This is a genomic window from Streptomyces sp. NPDC023723 (assembly GCF_040639815.1).
Classification (GTDB): domain Bacteria; phylum Actinomycetota; class Actinomycetes; order Streptomycetales; family Streptomycetaceae; genus Streptomyces.
This window is the reverse complement of the sequence record NZ_JBFAAP010000002.1, coordinates 442,868-464,893: the sequence shown is the minus strand read 5'-3', so window position 1 is coordinate 464,893 and position 22,026 is coordinate 442,868. Positions and strand designations below refer to the sequence as shown.

At 71.7% G+C, this 22,026-nt stretch carries 22 protein-coding genes; 13 read left to right on the top strand and 9 right to left on the bottom strand.

Going from position 1 to position 22,026, the window contains the following annotated elements:
- Window positions 1-141 precede the first annotated feature (141 nt).
- Both AB0G32_RS04970 and AB0G32_RS04965 read right to left on the bottom strand, forming a co-directional pair.
- Window positions 142-939, bottom strand: a complete 798-nt coding sequence (locus AB0G32_RS04970) for an ECF subfamily RNA polymerase sigma factor, BldN family (RefSeq protein ID WP_361158172.1) — start codon at window positions 937-939, stop codon at window positions 142-144.
- Window positions 940-1,226: 287 nt separating this feature from the next.
- Window positions 1,227-2,159 (bottom strand): HAD-IB family hydrolase, encoded by a 933-nt coding sequence (locus AB0G32_RS04965; RefSeq protein WP_361158170.1) that lies wholly within the window; start codon window positions 2,157-2,159, stop codon window positions 1,227-1,229.
- Between the two features lie 153 nt (window positions 2,160-2,312).
- Here AB0G32_RS04965 and AB0G32_RS04960 point away from each other — a divergent pair, with 153 nt between their 5' ends.
- The 5 genes from AB0G32_RS04960 (at window position 2,313) to AB0G32_RS04940 (ending at window position 8,047) form a co-directional block, all read left to right on the top strand.
- Window positions 2,313-2,618 carry a glutaredoxin family protein gene (locus AB0G32_RS04960; RefSeq protein WP_361158167.1) on the top strand — a complete coding sequence of 102 codons (306 nt, stop codon included), beginning with the start codon at window positions 2,313-2,315 and terminating at the stop codon, window positions 2,616-2,618.
- A gap of 302 nt (window positions 2,619-2,920) precedes the next feature.
- Window positions 2,921-3,688, top strand: a complete 768-nt coding sequence (locus tag AB0G32_RS04955; RefSeq protein ID WP_361158164.1) for a redox-sensing transcriptional repressor Rex — start codon at window positions 2,921-2,923, stop codon at window positions 3,686-3,688.
- A complete protein-coding gene (locus AB0G32_RS04950) occupies window positions 3,685-5,379 on the top strand; it encodes a glutamyl-tRNA reductase (RefSeq protein ID WP_361158161.1) in 1,695 nt (564 codons plus the stop codon). The genes AB0G32_RS04955 and AB0G32_RS04950 overlap by 4 nt, the downstream gene beginning before the upstream one ends.
- On the top strand, window positions 5,376-6,335 hold the full coding sequence (gene hemC / locus AB0G32_RS04945; RefSeq protein WP_361158159.1) for a hydroxymethylbilane synthase: 960 nt from the start codon (window positions 5,376-5,378) through the stop codon (window positions 6,333-6,335). The genes AB0G32_RS04950 and hemC overlap by 4 nt, the downstream gene beginning before the upstream one ends.
- Window positions 6,332-8,047 carry a bifunctional uroporphyrinogen-III C-methyltransferase/uroporphyrinogen-III synthase gene (locus AB0G32_RS04940; RefSeq protein WP_361158156.1) on the top strand — a complete coding sequence of 572 codons (1,716 nt, stop codon included), beginning with the start codon at window positions 6,332-6,334 and terminating at the stop codon, window positions 8,045-8,047. The genes hemC and AB0G32_RS04940 overlap by 4 nt, the downstream gene beginning before the upstream one ends.
- Window positions 8,048-8,115: 68 nt before the next feature.
- Here the strand turns inward: AB0G32_RS04940 and AB0G32_RS04935 are convergent, their stop codons facing one another.
- Window positions 8,116-8,499, bottom strand: a complete 384-nt coding sequence (locus AB0G32_RS04935; RefSeq protein ID WP_361158153.1) for a helix-turn-helix domain-containing protein — start codon at window positions 8,497-8,499, stop codon at window positions 8,116-8,118.
- 81 nt (window positions 8,500-8,580) lie between these two features.
- Between AB0G32_RS04935 and AB0G32_RS04930 the strand changes: the two genes are divergently transcribed.
- Entirely contained in the window at window positions 8,581-10,059 is a 1,479-nt protein-coding gene (locus AB0G32_RS04930) for a DHA2 family efflux MFS transporter permease subunit (RefSeq protein WP_361158151.1), read from the top strand.
- On the opposite strand, the gene AB0G32_RS04925 is transcribed toward AB0G32_RS04930, so the two are convergent.
- Together AB0G32_RS04925 and AB0G32_RS04920 are read right to left on the bottom strand one after the other, a co-directional pair.
- The gene (locus tag AB0G32_RS04925; protein WP_361158148.1) at window positions 10,041-10,226 is read right to left on the bottom strand and encodes a DUF397 domain-containing protein; all 186 of its coding nucleotides are present in this window, start codon (window positions 10,224-10,226) and stop codon (window positions 10,041-10,043) included. The two genes, AB0G32_RS04930 and AB0G32_RS04925, sit on opposite strands and share 19 nt — an antisense overlap.
- Entirely contained in the window at window positions 10,223-11,059 is an 837-nt protein-coding gene (locus AB0G32_RS04920) for a helix-turn-helix transcriptional regulator (RefSeq protein WP_361158145.1), read from the bottom strand. Before AB0G32_RS04920 ends, AB0G32_RS04925 begins: the two co-directional genes overlap by 4 nt.
- 116 nt (window positions 11,060-11,175) lie before the next feature.
- On the opposite strand from AB0G32_RS04920, the gene AB0G32_RS04915 reads away from it, so the two are divergent.
- Window positions 11,176-11,574: an ATP-binding protein gene (locus tag AB0G32_RS04915; protein ID WP_361158142.1), complete on the top strand. Its 399-nt coding sequence runs from the start codon at window positions 11,176-11,178 to the stop codon at window positions 11,572-11,574.
- On the opposite strand, the gene AB0G32_RS04910 is transcribed toward AB0G32_RS04915, so the two are convergent.
- A complete protein-coding gene (locus tag AB0G32_RS04910; RefSeq protein WP_361158140.1) occupies window positions 11,571-12,356 on the bottom strand; it encodes an alpha/beta hydrolase in 786 nt (261 codons plus the stop codon). The genes AB0G32_RS04915 and AB0G32_RS04910 overlap by 4 nt on opposite strands.
- A gap of 54 nt (window positions 12,357-12,410) precedes the next feature.
- On the opposite strand from AB0G32_RS04910, the gene AB0G32_RS04905 reads away from it, so the two are divergent.
- Together AB0G32_RS04905 and hemB are read left to right on the top strand one after the other, a co-directional pair.
- A complete protein-coding gene (locus tag AB0G32_RS04905; RefSeq protein ID WP_361158137.1) occupies window positions 12,411-12,824 on the top strand; it encodes a MarR family winged helix-turn-helix transcriptional regulator in 414 nt (137 codons plus the stop codon).
- A 64-nt stretch (window positions 12,825-12,888) separates the two neighbouring features.
- The gene (hemB, locus tag AB0G32_RS04900; protein WP_361158134.1) at window positions 12,889-13,884 is read left to right on the top strand and encodes a porphobilinogen synthase; all 996 of its coding nucleotides are present in this window, start codon (window positions 12,889-12,891) and stop codon (window positions 13,882-13,884) included.
- A gap of 53 nt (window positions 13,885-13,937) precedes the next feature.
- Here hemB and AB0G32_RS04895 read toward each other — a convergent pair whose 3' ends face one another.
- Window positions 13,938-14,630 (bottom strand): DUF4232 domain-containing protein, encoded by a 693-nt coding sequence (locus AB0G32_RS04895; RefSeq protein ID WP_361158131.1) that lies wholly within the window; start codon window positions 14,628-14,630, stop codon window positions 13,938-13,940.
- Window positions 14,631-14,839: 209 nt separating this feature from the next.
- Here AB0G32_RS04895 and AB0G32_RS04890 point away from each other — a divergent pair, with 209 nt between their 5' ends.
- From AB0G32_RS04890 to AB0G32_RS04875, 4 genes are all read left to right on the top strand, one after another.
- Window positions 14,840-16,177 (top strand): helix-turn-helix transcriptional regulator, encoded by a 1,338-nt coding sequence (locus AB0G32_RS04890; RefSeq protein ID WP_361158128.1) that lies wholly within the window; start codon window positions 14,840-14,842, stop codon window positions 16,175-16,177.
- Between the two features lie 120 nt (window positions 16,178-16,297).
- Entirely contained in the window at window positions 16,298-17,200 is a 903-nt protein-coding gene (locus AB0G32_RS04885) for an SAM-dependent methyltransferase (protein ID WP_361158125.1), read from the top strand.
- 88 nt (window positions 17,201-17,288) lie between these two features.
- Window positions 17,289-18,533 carry a PLP-dependent aminotransferase family protein gene (locus AB0G32_RS04880; RefSeq protein ID WP_361158123.1) on the top strand — a complete coding sequence of 415 codons (1,245 nt, stop codon included), beginning with the start codon at window positions 17,289-17,291 and terminating at the stop codon, window positions 18,531-18,533.
- A gap of 160 nt (window positions 18,534-18,693) precedes the next feature.
- Entirely contained in the window at window positions 18,694-19,659 is a 966-nt protein-coding gene (locus AB0G32_RS04875; protein WP_361158121.1) for a hypothetical protein, read from the top strand.
- Here the strand turns inward: AB0G32_RS04875 and AB0G32_RS04870 are convergent.
- Entirely contained in the window at window positions 19,650-20,735 is a 1,086-nt protein-coding gene (locus AB0G32_RS04870) for a hypothetical protein (protein ID WP_361158118.1), read from the bottom strand. The genes AB0G32_RS04875 and AB0G32_RS04870 overlap by 10 nt on opposite strands.
- Entirely contained in the window at window positions 20,732-22,024 is a 1,293-nt protein-coding gene (locus tag AB0G32_RS04865; RefSeq protein WP_361158116.1) for a hypothetical protein, read from the bottom strand. Before AB0G32_RS04865 ends, AB0G32_RS04870 begins: the two co-directional genes overlap by 4 nt.
- Window positions 22,025-22,026 lie beyond the last annotated feature (2 nt).

The following is a 22,026-nucleotide window of genomic DNA, read 5'->3' as shown; positions in this document are numbered from 1 at the left end:
GATCGTGCGATCGGACTCGGCCAGGGAGTGACCACAGGGAGCCTGCATCCCGCACAACGAGCGGCGCGGCACTTGGGTTACGCGCGGCGGGCAAGCGGGGCGGGGAGTCAACGGGCCGTCACCGAGGGTGACTTGAGAGGGTCAGCGGGCGTCGTCCGGGAGCAGCCGGGCGAGGGTGCGTACGGCGCGGTACTGGAGGGTCTTGATGGCGCCTTCGTTCTTGCCCATCACGCGGGCGGTCTCGGCGACGGAGAGGCCCTGGAGGAAGCGCAGCGTGACGCACTCCTGCTGCTGGGGGTTGAGCCGGCGTACGGCGTCCAGCAGGGCGGCGTTGGAGAGGGACTCCAGGACGGAGTCCTCGGGGGAGCGCTCGACCTCGTTGGCGTCGAGCATCTCGCCGGTGGTCACTTCCAGGCGGAAGCGGCTGGACTTGAAGTGGTCGGCGACCAGGTTGCGGGCGATCGTCACCAGCCAGGCGCCGAAGTCGCGGCCCTGCCAGGTGAAGGTGCCGATGCGGCGCAGGGCGCGCAGGAAGGTCTCGCTGGTCAGGTCCTCGGCGGTGGCCTTGCCTCCCACGCGGTAGTAGATGTACCGGTACACGGTGTCGCTGTACTGGTCGTAGAGACGCCCGAAGGCGTCGGCCTCGCCGGACTGGGCGCGCTCGACCAGGTCCATCATCCGGGCGCTGTCGCTGTCCGCGGCGGGCCGGCGGACGGTCGTCCCGGACGCCCGTCCGCGTCTGCCGACGGCCGCGCCGCCGTCGGCGAGCGCGTAGGCCGGGCCGGCGGGGGCGGCGGCTGAGACGAGGGCGGGGACGGCGTACGCGGTGGGGACGGCATACGCGGTGGGGACGAGGTCGCGCAGCAGGTCGTGGAGCGTTTTGACCGTTGCGCGCAGCGTAGCCAGGCCCGAGGCGTCAACCCCGACGTGTGGGTACACGGGACTCCCAGAGGCAGAGCTTCCATCACGTGCAGTGCGGGACCTTTCACCCGTCGTAGCGACAGGGGGGTACCGGATTGCGTCTGAGGAGAATAACGCTTCGTACAGGCCCTGCTACACCCAGTTGCTCAAATCATCGATTACGTCGCTTACGTAACCGAATGACGGCTGATCAAGTGCCGGATAGTGATCGGTTATTGATCGAAAGGGTCTGGGTTCGGCGTCGTTACGGAGCGTGTTGTGCCCGGGTGCGAAATGGGGGAGTGATCCGGGGCCGCCGGGGTACGTCAGAGGGATTGGCCGCGGCGCCGGTGCAGGGCGATGGCCGCCGCCGTGCCGCCGGCCACCGCGCCGACGCCGGCCGCGGCCGGGATGCCGACCTTGGCGGCCTTGCGGCCGGTGCGGTAGTCCCGTAGCCGCCAGTCCAGCTGCCGGGCGTGGCGGCGGAGTTTGGAGTCCGGGTTGATCGCGTAGGGGTGGCCGACCAGGGACAGCATCGGGATGTCGTTGTGCGAGTCGCTGTAGGCGGCGCAGCGGGTCAGGTCCAGGGCCTCGGCGGCGGCCAGGGCGTGTACCGCCTCGGCCTTGGCCGGGCCGTGCAGGGGTTCGCCGACCAGTTTGCCGGTGTAGACGCCGTCGACCGACTCGGCGACCGTGCCGAGCGCGCCGGTCAGGCCGAGGCGGCGGGCGATCACCTGGGCGATCTCCACCGGGGCGGCGGTCACCAGCCAGACCTTCTGGCCCGCGTCCAGGTGCGCCTGGGCCAGCGCGCGGGTGCCCGGCCAGATCCGCTCGGCCATGTACTCGTCGTAGATCTCCTCGCCGATCGACTTCAGCTCGGAGACGCGGTGGCCCTTGACGATGGAGAGCGCCGAGTCGCGGGCGTCCTGCATGTGCTCGGGGTCCTCGATGCCGGCCAGCCGGAACCACGCCTGCTGCCAGGCGAACCGGGCCAGGTCGCGGGTCTCGAAGAACTTGCGCTTGTACAGGCCGCGGCCGAAGTGGAAGAGGGCGGCGCCCTGCATCACCGTGTTGTCCAGGTCGAAGAAGGCGGCGGCCCGGTCGTCGCCGTGCACCGGGAAGTCCGGCTCACCGGCGGATTCGGGCGCGGGGAGGTGCTGGGTGGATTTGCGGGCTGCCTCCGCCGACGCCTCGCCTGCCAGCACGCTGCGCGCGGTGGCGGAGCGCCTCCGGGGAGTGAGCCATCCAAGAGCGGCCATGCTCGTGAGCATAGCCAGTTTGTTCGGACGTTCCGGAGTCGAGAGGTTGGGAGGCTGTGAACTCTGCGCGACCGTGCCGTTAAAGAAGCGGTGTGCCCGGCGCGTCGCGGGGGCCTGGCCGCGGGGCTTCCGTACGGCCCGGGGCGCGCGAGAATGGCGGGCATGAGCCCCGTCTTCCGCCGAAAGACGCCGCCGCGTCCTGAGCACCAGTCCCGTCCCGAGAACCATCTCGTCACCCTCATCCGCAAACCCGGCTGCCACCTGTGTGATGACGCACAGCTCGTCGTCGAGAAGGTGTGCGCCGACCTCGGCGTCCCGTGGGAGGCGAGGGACATCACCGAGGACCGCCGGCTCCACGACGAGTACTGGGAGCAGATTCCCGTCGTCCTCGTCGACGGACGCCAGCACACCTTCTGGCGTGTGAACGAGGAACGTCTGCGCAGGGCACTGACCGAGTAGTCCCAGTAGTCCGAGTAGTCCAAGAGCTGCCGGATGGTCGCTTAAAATCGATGGCGACCTGGTCTCGGGGGCGTGGATCGTGAGGAGCGTGGGCGGCTTTGCCCCCAATAGGAGAGGAACGTGTGCGCGGGCGCGCCGGTTCCCCGTTCGTGCGCCGGGGGCGCGTGACCCCGGTCACGTTGGCCGGGCAAATCGGACACCATCTTTGTGCACGCGTTCACAAAGACATAGCCTGCATTCGACGGGGCGGTCATGTAGGGACGTATGACCGCCTACAGCCCCGCTCTACCCGCAGGAGCACCGTGGCAACTGGCCGAACACACCGACCGGCGACCCGCAGCCGAGGGATTCCCGAGGCCACCGTCGCCCGGCTTCCGCTGTACCTCCGCGCGCTGACCGCACTGTCGGAGCGCTCGGTGCCCACGGTCTCCTCCGAGGAGCTGGCGGCCGCGGCGGGAGTCAACTCCGCGAAGCTGCGCAAGGACTTCTCCTACCTCGGTTCCTACGGGACCCGGGGCGTCGGCTACGACGTCGAGTACCTCGTCTACCAGATCTCCCGGGAGCTGGGCCTGACCCAGGACTGGCCGGTCGTCATCGTCGGCATCGGCAACCTCGGCGCCGCGCTCGCCAACTACGGCGGGTTCGCCTCCCGCGGGTTCCGGGTCGCCGCGCTGATAGACGCCGACCCCGCGATGGCCGGCAAGCCGGTGGCCGGCATCCCGGTGCAGCACACCGACGAGCTGGAGACGATCATCACCGACAACGGGGTGTCCATCGGCGTGATCGCCACCCCCGCCGGTGCCGCCCAGCAGGTCTGCGACCGGCTGGTGGCGGCCGGGGTCACCTCCATCCTGAACTTCGCGCCGACCGTGCTGAACGTCCCCGAGGGCGTCGACGTGCGCAAGGTCGACCTCTCCATCGAACTCCAGATCCTCGCCTTCCACGAGCAGCGCAAGGCCGGTGAGGAGGCGGCGGCGCAGGACGCCGTGCCCGCCGCCGCCCGCAAGCGCCCCGCCGCCGCCGACAAGGGTCCTGACGGGGACGACGTCCCCGCCGTGATGCCGGCATGAGCCTCCTGGTCGTCGGACTCAGCCACCGCAGCGCCCCGGTCAGCGTCCTGGAGCGGGCCTCGCTGAACGCGGACGCGCAGAACAAGCTGCTCCAGGACACGGTCGCCGCCGAACCGGCCGCCGAGGCCGCGGTGCTGGCCACCTGCAACCGGATCGAGCTCTACGCCGACGTGGACAAGTTCCACGCCGGGGTGGCCGAGCTCTCCACGCTGCTCGCCCAGCACAGCGGGGTCGGCCTGGAGGAGCTCACGCCCTTCCTCTACGTGCACTACGAGGACCGGGCCGTCCACCATCTGTTCTCGGTGGCCTGCGGTCTGGACTCGATGGTCGTCGGCGAGGGCCAGATCCTCGGGCAGATAAAGGACTCGCTGGCCCGGGCGCAGGAGCTGCACACCGCCGGACGGCTGCTGAACGACCTGTTCCAGCAGGCGCTCAGGGTCGGCAAGCGGGCCCACTCGGAGACCGGCATCGACCGCGCCGGGCAGTCCCTGGTCACCTTCGGCCTGGAGCAGCTGGCCGCCGGGGCGGACCCGGCCGGCTGGGCCCGGGGCAAGAAGGCCCTGGTCATCGGGGCCGGGTCGATGTCCTCGCTGGCCGCCGCGACGCTGGCGCGGGCCGGGGTCGCCGAGGTGGTGGTCGCCAACCGCACCTTCGAGCGGGCCGAGCGGCTCGCGCGGATCCTGAGTGAGGGCGACGACACGGACGTGCTGGCCCGCGCGGTACCGATGGACGCGGTGCCGGCCGAGCTGACACGTGCCGACGTCGCCGTCTCCTGTACCGGCGCGACCGGCCTGGTGCTCACCGGCGAGGCGGTCGCCGCGGCGGTCGAGGGACGTACCGGCGAACCCGTCGCGATCGCCCCGGCGCCGGACGCCGAGGCGCTGGTGCTGCCGCCGACCAGTGTCGGCACCGAGGACGGCTGCCCGCTGGACCTGTCCGCCGTACCGACCGGCCTGACCTCCGGCTTCTCCGTGATGGGGGAGGCCGCGGTGGCCGGGATGGACGCGGCGACGCTGGAGCAGCACGGGGCGTGGGCCGCGGGCGGCACGGCGGTGTCGGACGCCGACCGGTCGCGGGAGGCGGACGCCGAGCTGATCGCCGCGCTGGCCGCCGTCGCGGCCGGGGCCGGGCGGGTGCCCGAGATGCGCCGGCCCGAGCCGGTGGCCGAGGTGCCGCGCCCGGAGCCGGTCCTCTTCCTCCTCGACCTCGCCATGCCGCGGGACATCGACGCCGCCGCGCACCGCCTTGCCGGGGTCCGGCTGGTCGACATCGAGTCGCTCGCGGACGCCTCCGCCAACGCGCCGATGGCCGCCGACGTGGACATGGTGCGGCGGATCGTCGCCGACGAGGTGGCCGCCTTCGGGGCGGCGCAGCGGGCGGCGCACATCACCCCCACCGTGGTCGCGCTGCGCAGCATGGCCGCCGAGGTGGTGGCGAGTGAGGTGGCCCGGCTGGAGGGACGGCTGCCCGGCCTGGACGACAAGCACCGCGCCGAGATCACGCAGACCGTCAAGCGCGTGGTGGACAAGCTGCTGCACGCGCCGACCGTGCGGGTCAAGCAGCTCGCGGCCGAGCCCGGCGGCGCCGGGTACGCGGACGCGCTGCGCACCCTGTTCGACCTCGACCCCGAGACGGTGGCCGCCGTCTCCCGGGCCGGGAACAGTACTGGAAAGAACCGAGGACCGGCATGACCGAGAAGGCACTGAGACTGGGGACGCGGCGCAGCAAGCTCGCCATGGCCCAGTCCGGGCAGGTGGCGGACGCCGTGAGCCAGGTGACCGGACGGCCCGTTGAGCTGGTCGAGATCACCACGTACGGCGATGTGTCGCGGGAGCAGCTCGCGCAGATCGGCGGCACGGGGGTGTTCGTGGCCGCGCTGCGCGAGGCGGTGCTGCGGGGCGAGGTCGACTTCGCGGTTCATTCGCTGAAGGACCTGCCGACCGCGCAGCCCGTCGGCCTGGTGCTGGCCGCCGTACCGGAGCGCGAGGACCCGCGCGACGTGCTGGTCGCCCGGGACGCGCGGAAGTTCACCGACCTGCCGCGCGGGGCGCGCATCGGCACCGGCGCCCCCCGGCGCATGGCGCAGCTGAACGCGTACGCCCGCGCGCACGGCCTGGACATCGAGACGGTGCCGATCCGCGGCAACGTCGACACCCGGATCGGATACGTCCGCAAGGGTGACCTGGACGCCGTCGTACTGGCCGCCGCCGGACTGAACCGGATCGGCCGCAGCGACGAGGTGACCGACTTCCTGTCGGTCGACACGGTTCTGCCCGCCCCCGGCCAGGGGGCACTGGCGATCGAGTGCACCGCATCCGATGCGGAACTGATCGCCGCGCTCGGCGAACTCGACGACCCGTTCACGCGGGCCGCCGTAACCGCCGAGCGGTCACTGCTCGCCGCCCTGGAGGCCGGTTGCAGCGCACCTGTGGGGGCGCTGGCCGACCTGCTGGCCGACGGGCAGACTGTCAAGGAAATGCGCCTGCGCGGCGTCGTCGGCACGACCGACGGCTCGACGCTGGTGCAGTTGTCCACCACCGGTCCCGTGCCCGCAACGCACGAGGCGGCGCTGGCACTCGGTCGCGAACTCGCCACCGAGATGCTCGCCCAGGGCGCGGCCGGTCTGATGGGGGAGCGAGCACATTGAGCCCCACCACCCTTCCCGCCGCCGGTCCGGAACACGGGCACGTCACCTTCCTCGGTGCCGGACCCGGAGATCCGGGACTGCTGACTCTGCGCGCCGTCGAGGCGCTGGCGCACGCGGACGTCCTCGTCGCCGAGCACGAGGTGCTCGACGTCGTACGTACGCACGCCAGGCACGGCGTGGCCGAAGTGCACACCGACCCGGACCCGTCCGGTGGTCCGGTTCCTGGCACAGGCACGCCTCAGCTGGCGGTGGTTGACAGCGCGTCAACTACCGCTGGTGTCCCCGCCGTGCGGGATGCCGCACATCTTGTCATGGAGGCCGCGCGGGGCGGCAGGCGGGTGGTACGTGCGGTGACCGGGGACCCCGGGCTCGACACGTACGCCGCCGAGGAGATGCTGGCGTGCGCCGCGGCCGGAGTGCCCTTCGAGGTCGTCCCCGGCATCGCGTCGGCCGTCGGGGTGCCCGCGTACGCCGGTGTTCCGCTGCGCGACGCCGAGGGCGCGGACGTCCGGTTCGTGGACGCCCGTACCGCCTCGGACCGGTGCTGGACCGAGGTCGGTGTCTCGGACGGCACGGTGGTCGTCTCCACGACGCTGGACTCGGTGGCCGCCGCGGCCGGTGAGCTGGTGTCGGCGGGCCGCAAGCCGGACACGCCGATGACGGTGACGGTCGCCGGTACGACGACCCGGCAGCGCACGTGGTCGGCGACCCTCGGCACGATCGCCCAGACGCTGAAGCAGGCGAAGGTGCTGCCGTCGCCGGACGGTGGCCGGCCGGTGATAGCCGTGGTCGGCGAGCGTTCCGCCCCCGCCCAGCGCGATCAGCTCTCGTGGTTCGAGTCCAAGCCGCTGTTCGGCTGGAAGGTGCTCGTGCCGCGTACGAAGGAGCAGGCGGCGTCGCTCTCCGACCAGCTCCGCTCTTACGGGGCGGTTCCGCACGAGGTGCCGACCATCGCGGTCGAGCCGCCGCGTACGCCCCAGCAGATGGAGCGGGCGGTCAAGGGCCTGGTGACGGGCCGCTACGAGTGGATCGCCTTCACCTCGGTGAACGCGGTCAAGGCGGTCCGGGAGAAGTTCGAGGAGTACGGGCTCGACGCGCGGGCCTTCGCCGGGATCAAGGTCGCGGCGGTGGGCGAGCAGACCGCGAAGGCGCTGGTCGCCTTCGGCGTGAAGCCGGACCTGGTGCCGAGCGGAGAGCAGTCGGCGGCGGGGCTGCTGGAGGACTGGCCGCCCTACGATCCGGTTTTCGACCCGATCGACCGGGTCTTCCTGCCGCGTGCCGACATCGCCACGGAGACGCTGGTCGCCGGGCTGATCGAGCTGGGCTGGGAGGTGGACGACGTCACCGCCTACCGGACGGTGCGGGCGTCGCCGCCGCCGGCTTCGACGCGGGAGGCGATCAAGGGCGGCGGCTTCGACGCGGTGCTGTTCACTTCGTCGTCGACGGTGCGGAATCTGGTCGGCATCGCGGGCAAGCCGCACAACGTGACGGTGATCGCCTGTATCGGCCCGGCGACCGCCAAGACGGCCGAGGAGCACGGGCTGCGGGTCGACGTGATGGCCCCCGAGCCGTCGGTGCTGAAGCTGGCGGAGGCACTGGCCGACTTCGGGCTGCGGCGGCGGGCGGCGGCGCTGGAGGCGGGCGATCCGGTGACCCGGCCGAGCGAGCGGCGGCCGGGGTCGCGGCGGCGGCGGTCTACTACGACCAGCTGAGGTCCGGTGAGGTGAGGCGGGGTGCTCCTTCGGGAGTGCCCCGCTTTTTTGTCATCCGCCCTGCTTTGTCATCGCCCTGGTGCGGCATCGTAGACGGCTCGGGCGGCGGCGATGGCGGTGCGGTGGCGCTGCGCCCAGTCCACCAGGCCGGTGAGATGGGCGTGCAGTTCCTGTGCCATGGGTGTGAGGCTGTACTCGACCTTCGGTGGCACGGTGGGGTACACGGTCCGGATCAGGAGGCCGTCGCGTTCCAGCTTGCGCAGGTTCAGGGTGAGCATCCGGCGGCTGATGCCCTCGATGCCGCGCTCCAGTTCGGTGAACCGGACGGGGCCGAGTGCGGCGGCGACCAGGATGCCGATGCTCCACTTGCCCGCCACGTGGTCGAGGACCTCGGTGACGGGGCACCCCTCGTTGATGACCTGCTCGGACACCTGCGTGTGACGCTGTGACATAAAAGTGCCTCCTTCCCCTGCGCGACATGGTTACAGAAGATGGCCGCTGTAACAAAGGGTGCACTTAGGGAGGGGCTCCGGATGGAGAGGGATCAGCGCGCCTCGCGGACGAGCACGTCGGCCTGGCTGACTGTCGCCGTGCTCTGCGTCGGCCAGATGATGATCGTTCTTGACCAGAACATCGTGAATGTGGCCTTACCCGCCGTTCAGCGAGGTCTCGGGTTCTCCGCAGAGAACCTAGTGTGGGTGGTCAACGCATACGTCATCCCTTTCGGCGGCCTGCTGTTGCTGGCCGGACGGCTCGGTGACCTGGTCGGGCGGCGGGCGGTCTTCCTCGCGGGTATCGCGCTGTTCAGCGCGGCTTCCCTGTTGTGCGGGTTCGCGAGCAGCGAGGTGACGCTGGTCGGGGCCCGTTTCCTCCAGGGAATCGGCGGTGCGGTCGCGTCGGCCTGCGTCCTCGGCATGGTCGCGACCATGTTCTCCGGCCGGCGCGAGCAGGCTCAGGCCATCGGCGCGTACAGCTTTGCCTCCGCGGGTGGTGGTGCGATCGGGCCGCTGCTCGGCGGTGTCCTCACCGATCTGCTCAGCTGGAACTGGATCTTCTTCATCAACTTCCCCATCGGGGCCCTGCTCGTCGTGGTGGGCCTGCGCACGGTTCCCAGGGATCGTGGTGAGGGGAAGCGCGGGGGGACCGATTTCCTGGCGGCTCTGTTCGTCACCGCCGGTGTGATGCTGCTGGTCTACACGATCATGGATGCCGAGAACGCCGGCTGGTCTTCGGCCCGGACGCTGCTGCTGGGGCTGTTGTCCGTCTCGCTGCTCGGCGGGTTCGTTGTCCGGCAGGCCACGACAGCGCATCCGCTGGTGCCTCTGCGGCTCTTGCGCTCGCGGAGTCTGGCAGCGGCGAACGTCGTGCAGTTCATGATGATCGCGGGCATGTTCGGTCTGCTGTTCTTCGGCACGTTGTATCTGCAGCGCGTACTCGAGTACAGCTCCCTGGAGGCGGGGCTGGCCTGCGCGCCTGTCGCGGTGGTGATCGCGGCGGTCTCGCTGGGGCTTTCAGCCCGGCTCGTCATCAGGTTCGGTCAGCGTCCGATGCTGTTCGGCGGCCTTGTGCTGATTGTCGCCGCCTTCGTGATGCTGTCGTTCGCCCGAGTCGACGGTGCGTACCTGGTCGACTTCATGCCGGCGAGTCTCACCATGGGTCTGGGCTTCGGCCTGGCCGCGCCGGCCATCATGGGGCTCGGCATGGCCGCCGTCACGCCCATCGACTCAGGCGTCGCGTCCGGGCTGTTCAACACCACCCAGCAGATCGGCGGCGCCGTCGGCCTCACCGTGCTGAGTGCCTTGGTCACCGCGCGCACGAGCAGCCTCACGGCGGCCGGGAAGACCGACGTGGAGGCGCTGGCCGGCGGCTACCGGGTGGCCTTCCTCGGCGCGGCGGGGTTCGTACTGGTCGCGCTGATCGTCGGTGCCGTGATGCTGAGGCCCGCTGTCCGGGGTGCGGACGCGGGCCGGGCGCCGACGGCGGGGTCTGCCGGTCAGCCCTCGGAGGCGTAGGGGAGGAAGGCCGTCCAGGTGGTGGGGGTGATGGTCAGGTGGCCTCGGGCCGGGTCCTTCGAGTCGCGGATCAGGATGCGGGGCTGGTCGTGGTCGGGGGTGGCTATCTCGACGCAGTCGGGGCCGGAAGATGTGCTGTAGCTGCTCTTCATCCATTCCAGCTTCATGTCTCTCCAAGTACCTTTTCGATGAGGGCTGTCGACTCCCGAGGGCTGAGAGCCTGTGCCCGGATGACCCCGTAGTTCATGTCGAGGAGCTGCACCTCTTTCGGGTCGGTGATCACCCGACTGAACTGTTGCACCTCCAAGTGCCCCACCGTCGTGCCGTCTTTGAGGCGGAGCAACCTGAACGAACCATCGAGCCCTGAGTTCTCCTCGCAGCCTAGCGGGAGGACTTGGAGGTCGACATTGCAGAATTCGGCGACCTCCAACAGGCGTTCGAGCTGCCTGCGCATCACCGTCTTGCCTCCGATCAGTCGCCGGAGGGTCGATTCGCACTGCACGAAGTTGAAGACAGGGTGGCCCGTGGCGTCGGTGAGGATCTCCTGGCGGACCATGCGGGCTGCCAGGTGTTGCTCCAGCTTCTCGCGGGTGAAGGGCGGCCTGCGCGCGCCGAGTACTGCCCTCGCGTACTCCTCGGTCTGCAACAGTCCCTGAACGACGGAGTTGTTGTACGCGCACAGCTCGGCCGCCGCCTCCTCCACCTTCTTCAGATCCCGTACCTTCTTCGGGTACCGGACTTCCGCCAGGTCCTTCTTCAGGGCCGCGATCTTGCCGCCCGCGTTCAGGACCTCGTCCGCCTTCTCCAGGTACTCGGGGCGAGGAATGCGCCGCATCCGTTCGACGGAGGAGACCAGTTCCTCGCCGTATCCGATGGCCGCGCCGAACTCCGGCTGGGTCAGGCCGGCGGACTCGCGCCACAGTTTCAGCTGCCGGGCGACCGTTCTGATCACGCCCCCGGCCTCGGCGTCCTCCGGGTCCGCCGCGTCCCATTCGTTCATGCCCGCCACCCCTCCTGTCGTACGTCCCGGACGTCGTCGGTTGTCATCCGGACAGGCCCCGACCGCACGGGCCGACTCTCTTCACAGGCTACGCACGCGCCACCACGCTCTGTGATGTGAACCGACAAAACACCTGTACCCGGCACTTCTCCGTGCCGCTTTCCGCCACCCGGCGCGGTGCGCGTCTCGCCCGGCTGCTGGCCGCCGAACAACTGGCGGCGTGGGAGATGCCGTTGGACCCCGCCCGGCTGGTCGTGGCCGAACTGGCGGCGAACGCCGTCCTGCACGGGCGGGTGCCAGGGCGGAGTTTCCGGCTCGGTCTGTCCGTGGGGGAGACGGGGGTGCTGCGGGTCGAGGTCGTCGACGCCCGGGGGGACGCGCTGCCCGGGGCGAGTGCGGCGACGGATGGGGAGTCCGGGTACGGGCTGCTGCTGGTGGGGGAGTTGGCGGACCGGTGGGGGGTGGTGAACGGGCCCGCGCCCTGCAAGACCGTGTGGGCGGAGATCGATCTCTAGGGCCTTGCCAGGAACGGGTCGATCGCCGCCCAGGTGGCGGCCGGGGCTTCGAGGTGCGGGAGGTGACCGGCTGCCGGGATCTCGGCGAATCGCGCGCCCGGCACCGCGCGGGCGACGGCCCGCCCGTAGGCCGGCGTGACGATCCGGTCGCTCTCGCCCCACACGACGAGCGTCGGGACGTTCACCGCGCCGAGCCGACCGAGCAGCGTCGGGTCGCTCATGCCCGTACCGGCGACGGCGACCATCGTGCGTGCGTTCGCCTGCTGGATCGCGCGCTGCTTCTCGGTGAACCCGGCCGGGTCGACGTATCCCCGCTCCGGATCGTGCCAGGCGGCCTCGGCCAGCCCGCGGGCGTCGAGGGCGAAGAAGTCCGCCACGGGCTCGCCCGCCACGACCGCACCGACGCCGTCGATGTCGACCACGGCCCCGATCAGTCCCGCGTACCGCTCGTCAGCGGTGGCCTGCACGGCCATTTCGAGGGCTATCCACCCGCCGATCGAGGATCCGACCAGCACGACGTCACGCTCGCCGTGCTGGAGCAGGCGGGCGAGATAGGCGGCCGCGAGCCGCGCGACCGAGGTGAGGGAGTCGGGGCGCGGAGTGCCGTCCCAGCCGGGATGGGTCGGCCCGAACGCGTGCAGGGTGGCCGAGAGGTGTTCCACGACGGGCGCGACGGTGCGAGGTCCGCCGCCGCCGTGCAGTACGAGTGCCGTGCGTGACCCGGGGGTGCCGGCCTGAACTACGGGGAGGTCCTCGGGGAGGTCGGGAAGGGGGAAGGGCATGGTGCTCCTCTGTAAATCAACATGTTTATGTAAGCGTGTTGATAAGCTAACACCATGGCGACCGATCTAGAAGCCCTCGGACAGGCGATCAAGCGTGCGCAGTACCGGAACCACCGCACGATGGATGCCGCGCTGAGTGAGATCGGGGTGAGCCTCGTCCAGTGGGACGCCCTGCGTGCCATCGAGCGGATGCCGGGAGCCTCCGGGCATGAACTCGCCGGCGCGACGTTCCAGAGCGATCAGGCGTTCGGCACCCTCGCGAACCGGCTCGTGGACCGTGGGCTCATCGTTCGGTCCGCAGGCCGCGGCCGACGTATCGAGCACGCCCTCACCGAGGCGGGGCGTACCGCGCTCGCGGCGGGCCGGCAGGTGTCCGTCGGTGTGCTGCACGACCTCTTCGCACCTCTCGACGAGGCGCAGCGCGGAGAATTGCTCCGATCCCTCCGGGCTCTCGCGGAGGGCGCGTGAGCGGACCGCCGGGCCGACTGCTCGTCGGCAAAGGCATGGGTGGGGCGGGCGTAGCGTTGGTGGTATGTCGACGTATGGAAGCTTTCCCGGAAGCCGGCCCCGGCGGCTGAGGTCCACCCCCGTGATGCGTCGGATGGTGGCCGAGACGCGGCTGCATCCCGCTGATTTCATTCTTCCGGCGTTCGTGCGGGAGGGGGTCGGTGAGCCGGTGCCGATCGCGGCGATGCCGGGGGTCGTGCAGCACACCCGGGACTCGCTGAAGAAGGCCGCCGCCGAGGCGGTGGCGGCCGGGATCTCCGGGATCATGCTGTTCGGGGTGCCGGAGGAGGAGAAGAAGGACGGGCTCGGGACGGCCGGGACCGATCCGGACGGGATTCTCCAGGTCGCGCTGCGGGACGTGCGGGCCGAGGTCGGGGACGAGTTGCTGGTCATGTCCGATCTCTGTCTCGACGAGTTCACCGATCATGGGCACTGCGGGGTGCTGGACGATCAGGGGCGGGTCGACAATGACGCCACCCTTGAGCGGTACGCCGAGATGGCTCAGGTGCAGGCCGACGCCGGGGCGCACGTCGTCGGGCCCAGCGGGATGATGGACGGGCAGATCGGTGTCATCCGGGACGCTCTCGACCAGATCGGGCGGGAGGACGTGGCCGTCCTCGCGTACACCGCCAAGTACGCGTCCGCCTTCTACGGGCCGTTCCGGGAGGCTGTCGGGTCGTCGCTGGTGGGGGACCGGAAGACTTACCAGCAGGACGCGGCCAATGTGCGGGAGTCCATGCGGGAGTTGGCGCTGGACCTGGAGGAGGGCGCCGACATGGTGATGGTCAAGCCGGCCGGGCCCTACCTCGACATCCTCGCGAAGGTCGCGGAGGCCGTGGACGTGCCGGTCGCCGCGTACCAGATCTCCGGCGAGTACTCGATGATCGAGGCCGCCGCCGAGAAGGGCTGGATCGACCGGGACCGGGCCATCCTGGAGACGCTGACCGGGATCAAGCGGGCCGGGGCGCGGAACATCCTGACCTACTGGGCGGTGGAGGCCGCGCGCACCCTTGGCCGTTAGACGGCCGTGAGCAGTTCCTGAGCGGACCGTCGTGATGCCCTGGAGGCCGGCCCCTAGTACGTCAGGGCCGCGTCCTGCTCGGTCAGCCAGTAGGTGACCTTCAGGGAGTCGTCGATGTAGACGCCGTCGGCGGGCAGGGTGACCGTGGCGACGGAGCCGTCGTCGAAGGGGATCGTCAGGGACGTCGCCGTGCTGCCGTTGTCGGCGCTGCCGTCGCCGGCCGACAGCAGGACGCCCGCGTAACCGGCACCGCCCGGCTCCAGCATGGTCAGCGACTGCGGCTTGCTGTTCTCCACGACCGGCGGCACGGACTGGGCCTCGCCGAACCGGGCCGCCGGGTACATCGGCAGGGCGCAGGTCTCGGAGCCGGTGTTGGTGGCGGTCAGCAGCAGGTGGTTGATCGGGCGGGGCACCTCGGTCGCGGTGATCTGCACGTCCTCGGCCGAGCAGTCGCCGGGCGCCGAGGTGTCGTCGTCCGAGCTGTTCTGCGCGGTGCTGTCGTCCGCGTCGGTGGCCGCGTCGTCCGAGGTGGTGGTGTCCGACCCGCTGTCGCCGGTGCCGGTGCCGGTGCTCTTGTCGGTGCCGGAGCCCGACTCCGCGCCGGCCGCCGGCGAGGAGGTGTCGGAGACTGAGGAGGTGCGCAGGCCCGTGGCGGACCCGTCCTCGCAAGCGGTCAGGGAGAGCGCGGCCAGCGCGACGGTGGCGGCGGCGAACAGGGTGCGGACCCGGGTGGTGCGAGCAGACATGGTGAGCCCCTTCACAGGCTGGTGGGAGGTGCGCCGCTCGACCGGTGCCGGGAGCGGCTGCTTGACTGATCACAGCCTGCGCCAGCGGTCGTCCCGGCCGCCAGCCACGGCGGCACACGCGGGACGCTGGGACGGCTGGAACCACCCTGACCTGGAGAAACGTCTTTGGTCTGGGACGCGGTGCGGGGACAAGGGGAGTGGGAGAAACGGTGACGGCGGACGATTTCGCGGGACTGCTGCGCGAGTTGAAGGAACGGTCGGGGCTCAGTTACGGGGTGCTGGGCAAGCGGCTGCACATGAGCGCGTCGACGCTGCACCGGTACGTCAAGGGGGAGGTCGTACCGACCGAGTTCGCCTCCGTCGAACGGCTCGCGCGACTGTGCCGGGCGACGCCCGAGGAGTTGCTGGAGCTGCACCGCCGGTGGATTCGGGCGGATGCGCTGCGCGGGGTGAAGGGCGGTGAGGCGGAGACGGCGGTTGTTCCGGCCGCCCCGGTGATCCCTGGTGAGGGTGAGGGGGGAGGTGGAGGTGGAGGCGGAGGTGACGGGCGGGGTGCGGACTCGGGGACGCGGAGTGCGGCCGAGGACTCCGACGGTGTCACCGTGGTCGGCGAGGCGGTTCCGGCCGGCGCCCCGGCCGGGGGACGTTTCCGGTCCCGGCGGGCGGTGTACGCCGGGACCGGCATCGGGCTGGTCGCCGCCGCGGCGCTCGCGGTCACGCTGCTTCCGGACGGCGGCGACGGCGGGCGCGATGACGCCGACGCCGCCGGGGCGACCGTCTCCGCCACCGGGACGCCCTCCGCCGGGTCCTCCGGCCCGTCGGCCTCCGCCAAGCCGTCGGCGTCCCCGAGCGTGAGCGCCAGCAAGTCCGCGCGGGCCGGCGCGCGGGCCACCGCGAGCAAGAGCGCGGACGCGCCCGCCGCCGCCACCTCCGGTCCGGCGGCCGACGTCGCCGTTCCGCTCACCGTGCAGACCACCCCGTACTACTGGGACGTGCCCTGCGACCAGAACTTCCTGATCGACCGCAGCCCCGGCAACGTGAACGAGCCGCCCCCGCAGCAGGACGCGGCCGGCTGGGTCAAGACGCTGGGCGGGGTCGCCGCCGACCGGCAGCGGGTCGCCCTCATCGTGCAGGGCACGGGCTCGGAGACGGTCGTCCTGGAGGCGCTGCACGTCCGGGTGGTCGGCAGTGCCGCGCCGCTGACCTGGAACGAGTACACGATGGGCGTCGGCTGCGGGGGCGGGGTCGGCACCAAGTCCTTCGACGTCTCGCTGGACCTGGGCAACCCGCTGGCCACCGCCGTCAACGGGCAGCAGGACTTCCCGTACAAGGTGAGCGAGTCCGATCCCGAGGCGTTCTACGTCGTCGCGCACACCAACGGGCACGACGTCCGCTGGCAGCTGGAGCTGGACTGGTCCAGCGGGTCGCGGCACGGCACGGTGAAGATCGACAACAACGGGACGCCGTTCCGCACCAGTGCCTCGGGCACCGACTACTACGGCTGGCCGCTGGGCGGCAGCGGGTGGGAGCAGTACTCGGAAGGGTGAGATGAAGGGGGAGGCGAAGAGAGACGGGGAGGGAGACGTGAAGGGGCGGTGAAGGGTCAACAGGTGGGCGGCGTAAGGTGATTGCGCCGTCCCGTCCGTCCTCTTCTCCCGGAGACAGCCATGCCCGGTGACGCCCTCAGCCAGGACCCCGCCGACCTGCGCAGAAGGATCGACAGCAGCAGGGCCCACCCGGCCCGCGTCTACGACGTCTTCCTCGGCGGCAAGGACCACTACCCCGCCGACCGGAACGCCGCGGCGGCCGGGCTCGCGGCCAACCCGCGCGGCTACCTGGACGTGCGGCACAACCGGGACTTCCTGCGCCGCGCGGTCACCGCGCTGTCCCAGCAGGACGGCATCCGGCAGTACCTGGACATCGGCACCGGCCTGCCCACCGCCGAGAACGTGCACCAGATCGCCCAGCGGATCGCCCCCGACTCCCGGGTGGTCTACGTCGACAACGACCCCGTCGTCCTCGCGCACGCCCGCGCGCTGCTCACCAGCGGGCCGGACGGGCGTACGGACTACATCGACGCCGACCTGAAGAACCCGGCGCACATCCTCGAACAGGCCGCCAAGACCCTCGACTTCGACCAGCCGGTCGCGCTGTGCCTGGTGGCCATCCTGCACTTCGTCGAGGACGCGGAGGCGTACCCGATCGTGCGCGAGCTGATCGACGCGCTGCCGTCCGGCAGCCGGATCGTGCTCAGCCACCTCACCGAGGACCTGAACCCGGAGAACATCCGGGCCGTGCAGCGGACGTACACCGAGCGCGGGTTCACCTTCGTGCTGCGGTCCAAGGCGGAGGTCGAGCGGTTCTTCACGGAGAACGGGCTGGCCCTGGCCGACCCCGGGGTGGTGCCGGTGCACCACTGGCGGGCGGACCACGCCGCGCCCGTCCCCGAGCAGCCGGAACCCGCATACCTGGCGGGCCTGGAGGAGATCGAGAAGGTGCGCTACCGGGACATCAACGACGTCACGGACGCGGACATCAACGTGTACGCGGGGGTCGCGCGGAAGCTTTGAACAGCTTTGAGAAGTGCTGAGATGGTCCGCGTGTCCGCATCACGGAAATGCGGGTGTAGACGGCACGCGTCTCTCTAGGGTGTCGGCCATGACCGTCACCCAGCCCGCATCCGTGTCCCCTGCCGTCCCCGCTCCCGTTCCGCCGCTCGCCGCGCGGACCCGGTCGATCGGCGGGTCGCCGGTACGGGACATACTCGCCGTGACCGCCCGGCCCGAGGTCGTCAACTTCGCGGGCGGGCTGCCGGCGCCGGAGCTGTTCGACGCCGAGGGGATCGCCGCCGCGTACCAGGTGGTGCTGACGCAGACGCCCGGGCGGGCGCTCCAGTACGCCACGACCGAGGGCGAGCCGGTGCTGCGCGCCGCGCTCGCCGAGCGCACCTCGGCGCGCGGGCTGCCGACCGGGCCGGACGACCTCCTGGTCACCACCGGGTCCCAGCAGGCGCTGTCGCTGCTGGCCACCGCGCTGCTGGAGCCGGGGGACACGGTCCTGGTCGAGGACCCCTGCTACCTTGCCGCGCTCCAGGCGTTCGGCCTCGCGGGGGCGCGGGTGCTCGCGGTGCCCGGGGACGAACACGGGCCCGACCCCGAGGCGCTGGCGGAGCTGGTGGTGCGGGAGCGGCCCAAGCTGCTCTACACCGTGCCCACCTTCCAGAACCCGACCGGGCGCACCATGTCCGCCGGGCGGCGGGCCGCCGTGGCCGAGGTGGCCGCCCGGCACGGGCTGTGGATCGTCGAGGACGACCCGTACGGGGAGCTGCGGTTCGCCGGCGAGCGGCTGCCGTGGATCGCCGCGCACGAGGCGGCCCGGGACCGGACCGTGCTGCTCGGCTCGTTCTCCAAGGTGATGGCGCCGGGGCTGCGGCTGGGCTGGCTGCGGGCGCCGGCCGCGCTGCGCCGGGCCTGCGCGGTGGCCAAGCAGGCCGCCGACCTGCACACTCCGACCGTCAACCAGCTTGCCGCCGCCCGCTATCTGGCCGACCGGGACCTGGACGCCCATGTCCGCCGGGTGGCGCGGGCGTACGGGGAGCGCCGGGACGCCATGCTGGCGGGGCTGCCGGCCGCGCTGCCCGCCGGGTCGCGGTGGACCCGGCCGGAGGGCGGCATGTTCCTGTGGGCCCGGCTGCCGGCCGCGTACGACACGACGGCCCTGCTGCCGGGGGTGGTCCGGCACGACGTGGCGTACGTGCCGGGGGCGCCCTTCTACGCCGGTACGCCCGGTCAGGAGGCGCGCTCGACCATGCGGCTGTGCTTCGTGACGCAGTCGCCGGACATGATCGCGGAGGGGCTGCGGAGGCTGGGGGAGGCGCTGCGCGAGCCCGCGCCACGGGGCTGAGGGGGAACTGGCAGTGCTGCGTCCGCGCCTGGGGCCACAGCGGGCGGAATGTGTGATTCCAGAGGTTTGTGTGAAGTGATGCGGGACAGCCAACTGTGCGTCATGCACGCACAGTTCGGGCGCCCGGCCAGGGCGCCCGCCCCAGGGAGGGGACACACCCGTGCTTTCTCGCACCGGATTCAGACGCGCGGCGCTCGGCGCGCTGGCGGTCCTGACCATGACGATCGGCCTGACGACGGGGCCGGTCGCCACCGCGGCGGCGGCCGGCGGGGCGCCGGTCGCCGTGACCGCGTACCGGCACACCAGTGAGGCCGGTGACCACATCGGGCAGGGCGGCACGGTCGCCCACACGCCGGACACGGCGGAGATCACGCTCGTCGGCGACGCCGAGGAACTGCGCCTGCGGGTGTGGGTGGAGAGCGAGGAGGACTTCACCTGGTGGGAGGTGGCACTCGCCGCGCCCAAGGGCGAGAAGTTGCACCCGGGTGTCTACCGGGACGTCGAGCGGGCGCCGGTCCGCACCGGCCGCGCCCCGGGGCTCGACGTCTACGGCGACGGCCGCAGCTGCGACGACGTCTTCGGCCGGTTCTCGGTCAACCAGATCGAGACCGACGACTCCGGCGCCGTCACCGTCCTGGACGCCACCTACACCCAGCGCTGCGACAGCGCCACGGCGCCCGCGCTCAAGGGCGTCGTCAAGTACCACGCCCTGCCGCTGTCCTACACCTACTCCAGCGACCCCGACGACTTCGTCGGCCGTGGCGCGAGCGGCACGCACACCGGGGCGACCAGCATCTTCGGCCTGCGTCCCTGGGCCGGCGGCCGGGGCCTCCAGTACAACGTCGAGGGCGACCGCGAGGACTACTCCGCCCTCATGACCCCGCCCACCGGCGAGCAGTTCGAGGCGGGGCGGACCTATCCCATCGCCAACACCGACGCCGCGGGCGTGGCCGGGTTCGGGGTGTCCGGCAACGGCCGCGCGTGCGCCGACACCACCGGCACCCTGACCTTCCTCAAACTGGTCCGGGACGACGCGGGCACCGTCACGGCGTTCGCCGCGAAGTTCGAGCAGCACTGCGGGACCAGCGTGGCCGGGCTGCGCGGCACGATCCGCTACTACGCCTGAGCGACCGGCTCCCCGGGCCGCTCCGGCCGTCCGGGGAGCGGGTCCGTGCGCCGCGGCCGGGACAGCGCCGCCAGGGACAGCATCAGGTGGGCGGACTCCGGGCGTTGGAAGTCCGAGTGGGCGCCCGCGGGCAGCAGCCGGGTGCGGACGCCGCCGCGGTAGAGCCAGTCGGCGTCCACGTTGACGACCCGGTGGTCCAGCTCGGAGGGGTCGTACGCCTGGCCGGTCGGCAGCAGTTTCGTGGCGAACGGCGGGACGGGTGCCGTCGCCGCCCCCGAGTGGCCGATGCCCCGCGTCCGCTCGGCGCGCAGATGCCAGAAGCCCGTGGCCCGGTCCCAGCGGGAGTGGGTCAGCACCAGCGGGCCGCGCAGCGGGGCGCCGGCGCGGGCGCCGTGCGGGAACAGCGTCTCGAAGTGCCGGACCAGGGCGTCGCGCGGGGCCGCCATCTGGAAGACCAGGGTGCTGTCGACGGTGAACGGGCGGCGGGCGTCGTACGGAGTGCTCCAGCTGAGTACGGGAGGACGCTCGGCGGCCCGCTGCACCGCCTCGCACAGGAACCGGCCGCCGAAGGAGTGCCCCATCAGGTGCAGGTACTGGCCGTGGCGGTTGGCGAGCACCGGCGAGGCGGCGGGGTCGACGCGCTCGGAGTCGAGGTATCCGAGGAGATGACCGATGACGTACGGCGCGTGCCCGGCGCCCTCGGCGCTCATCGCGTGCGCGCGGTCCCGGATGCGGCGGTAGCCCCGCAGCGTGGGCAGGCTGGAGGACGGCCAGCGCACGACCACGCACCAGGGGCGGTAGCCGTCGGCCAGGCCCGGATAGCGGGCGGGGGCCGCCTCGCGCAGCTCCAGCGCGTACCGGAGCAGCCGCACCGCCGTTCTGGTCGCCGTGGCGGGCGGGGTCTGCCAGCCGTGCACGTAGACGTGGAGGTCGGTGGCCCGGCGGGGGACGCGCAGGCGCTCCGCCAGGTGCTCGGCGACCCGGCTGACGGGGACCGGGGCCGAGCCGCCCGGGTACGTCAGCCGGCCCTGCTCGTCGAGGTCGATCTCCGCCGGGGGGTCGAGGCGGGCGGTCATGAGGCGAGGCTCAGCCGGCTGTTGATACCGCAGTGCAGTGAGTACGCCAGGGCCAGCGGATTGTGGAACTCCGTAGCGAACCGGCGCACCAGCGTCCGGGTTATCTCCCCCGCGGTGTGCTGCCCGGTCAGGTAGAGGTCGAGGAAGGCGTACGCGTACTCGGTCGCGAAGTCCTGGGGCATGTCGATCTGCGGGGCGAGGACGCCCTCGGCGCCCATCCCGATCAGTTCCTGTCCGAGGTGCTTCAGTCTGCCGGGGGCCGCGGCCCGCGCGGTGCCGCAGGCGTTGAGCAGGACGAAGGGCTTGAAGCGGGCGCTGGGCTCATGGAGGAAGGGCCTGCGTTTGCGGGACACCACGGGGCCGTCGATGTGCTCGTCGTCCGAGAGCCGGATGGCCAGGCACGGGGTCGACGGGCCGTGGCTCACCATGCGGCCGTGGCACCAGAAGTACATGACGTCCTCGTTGAGCACCGGGCCGGCCAGTGCCTTGAGCAGGTCGCTGCCCCGGGTACGCACGATCAGCCGGGACCGCTTCTCCAGAAGCTCGTGGACCTCGCCCGCGCGGCCCACGCTGTCCAGGGAGTCGTCCTTGTTGAGGCTGGTGGTGGCCAGGTTGCGGTGGTCGACCGGGGCATGGTCCCAGGAATATCCGGTCGCGGTCTGCTCGACCTGGTGCCGGTGGCCCAGGAACGCCTCCCACGGTGTGGCGCACGCGGCGGGATCCACCGCCAGCATCGGCCAGGGCAGGTGCAGGTCGGACAGGAAACTGACCCGCAGCGGGTCCTTGCCGCCGAGGGCCCCCAGCAGGAACTCCCGGAATTTGCCAAGGTCGTAGCCGGCGCCGTGGAGCATGACGTCGAGCAGGTCGAAGCCCTCCTCGGCCAGCGCGGCCGTCACCGACTCGGCGACGCCGGCGAGCCCGCTCAGGTCGGCGGTGTCGGCGAAGGGGCGGGCGCCGACCCGCGCGCCGGTGCGCGGATCGCCCTCGCCGACGAAGTACACCAGCAGCTCGTGCCAGCGGGACCGGAGCCGGTCGGCCCGCTCCCGCAGCTCGTCCGCCGACACCTCCAGGTCGGTCACGTGCCAGCGGGGGACGCCCGGAGCGGACGGCGCGTCGGGCGCGCAGGCGAACATCGTGAGTGTGTTCCCGCTGCTGAGGTACAGCCCCACCAGCAGCTCCGCCGGTTCCTGCGGCCGCGGGCCGTGCGGCGGGGTCCCGCGCTGCGGTGGCACCCCGGTGAATCCGTGCGAGGGGTCCTTCAGCACTTCCACGGCGAGATCCTGCGGCATCC

Excerpts from the sequence above, each read along its gene's own strand:
- AB0G32_RS04935 (WP_361158153.1), bottom strand. The coding sequence starts at position 8,499 with ATGTCACAGCGTCACACGCAGGTGTCCGAGCAGGTCATCAACGAGGGG.
- AB0G32_RS04905 (WP_361158137.1), top strand. The coding sequence starts at position 12,411 with ATGGCGACCGATCTAGAAGCCCTCGGACAGGCGATCAAGCGTGCGCAG.
- AB0G32_RS04920 (WP_361158145.1), bottom strand. The coding sequence starts at position 11,059 with ATGAACGAATGGGACGCGGCGGACCCGGAGGACGCCGAGGCCGGGGGC.
- AB0G32_RS04880 (WP_361158123.1), top strand. The coding sequence starts at position 17,289 with ATGACCGTCACCCAGCCCGCATCCGTGTCCCCTGCCGTCCCCGCTCCC.
- AB0G32_RS04965 (WP_361158170.1), bottom strand. The coding sequence starts at position 2,159 with ATGGCCGCTCTTGGATGGCTCACTCCCCGGAGGCGCTCCGCCACCGCG.
- AB0G32_RS04930 (WP_361158151.1), top strand. The coding sequence starts at position 8,581 with ATGGAGAGGGATCAGCGCGCCTCGCGGACGAGCACGTCGGCCTGGCTG.
- hemB (WP_361158134.1), top strand. The coding sequence starts at position 12,889 with ATGTCGACGTATGGAAGCTTTCCCGGAAGCCGGCCCCGGCGGCTGAGG.
- AB0G32_RS04925 (WP_361158148.1), bottom strand. The coding sequence starts at position 10,226 with ATGAAGCTGGAATGGATGAAGAGCAGCTACAGCACATCTTCCGGCCCC.
- AB0G32_RS04870 (WP_361158118.1), bottom strand. The coding sequence starts at position 20,735 with ATGACCGCCCGCCTCGACCCCCCGGCGGAGATCGACCTCGACGAGCAG.
- AB0G32_RS04950 (WP_361158161.1), top strand. The coding sequence starts at position 3,685 with ATGAGCCTCCTGGTCGTCGGACTCAGCCACCGCAGCGCCCCGGTCAGC.
- AB0G32_RS04865 (WP_361158116.1), bottom strand. The coding sequence starts at position 22,024 with ATGCCGCAGGATCTCGCCGTGGAAGTGCTGAAGGACCCCTCGCACGGA.
- AB0G32_RS04885 (WP_361158125.1), top strand. The coding sequence starts at position 16,298 with ATGCCCGGTGACGCCCTCAGCCAGGACCCCGCCGACCTGCGCAGAAGG.
- hemC (WP_361158159.1), top strand. The coding sequence starts at position 5,376 with ATGACCGAGAAGGCACTGAGACTGGGGACGCGGCGCAGCAAGCTCGCC.
- AB0G32_RS04960 (WP_361158167.1), top strand. The coding sequence starts at position 2,313 with ATGGCGGGCATGAGCCCCGTCTTCCGCCGAAAGACGCCGCCGCGTCCT.
- AB0G32_RS04895 (WP_361158131.1), bottom strand. The coding sequence starts at position 14,630 with ATGTCTGCTCGCACCACCCGGGTCCGCACCCTGTTCGCCGCCGCCACC.
- AB0G32_RS04910 (WP_361158140.1), bottom strand. The coding sequence starts at position 12,356 with ATGCCCTTCCCCCTTCCCGACCTCCCCGAGGACCTCCCCGTAGTTCAG.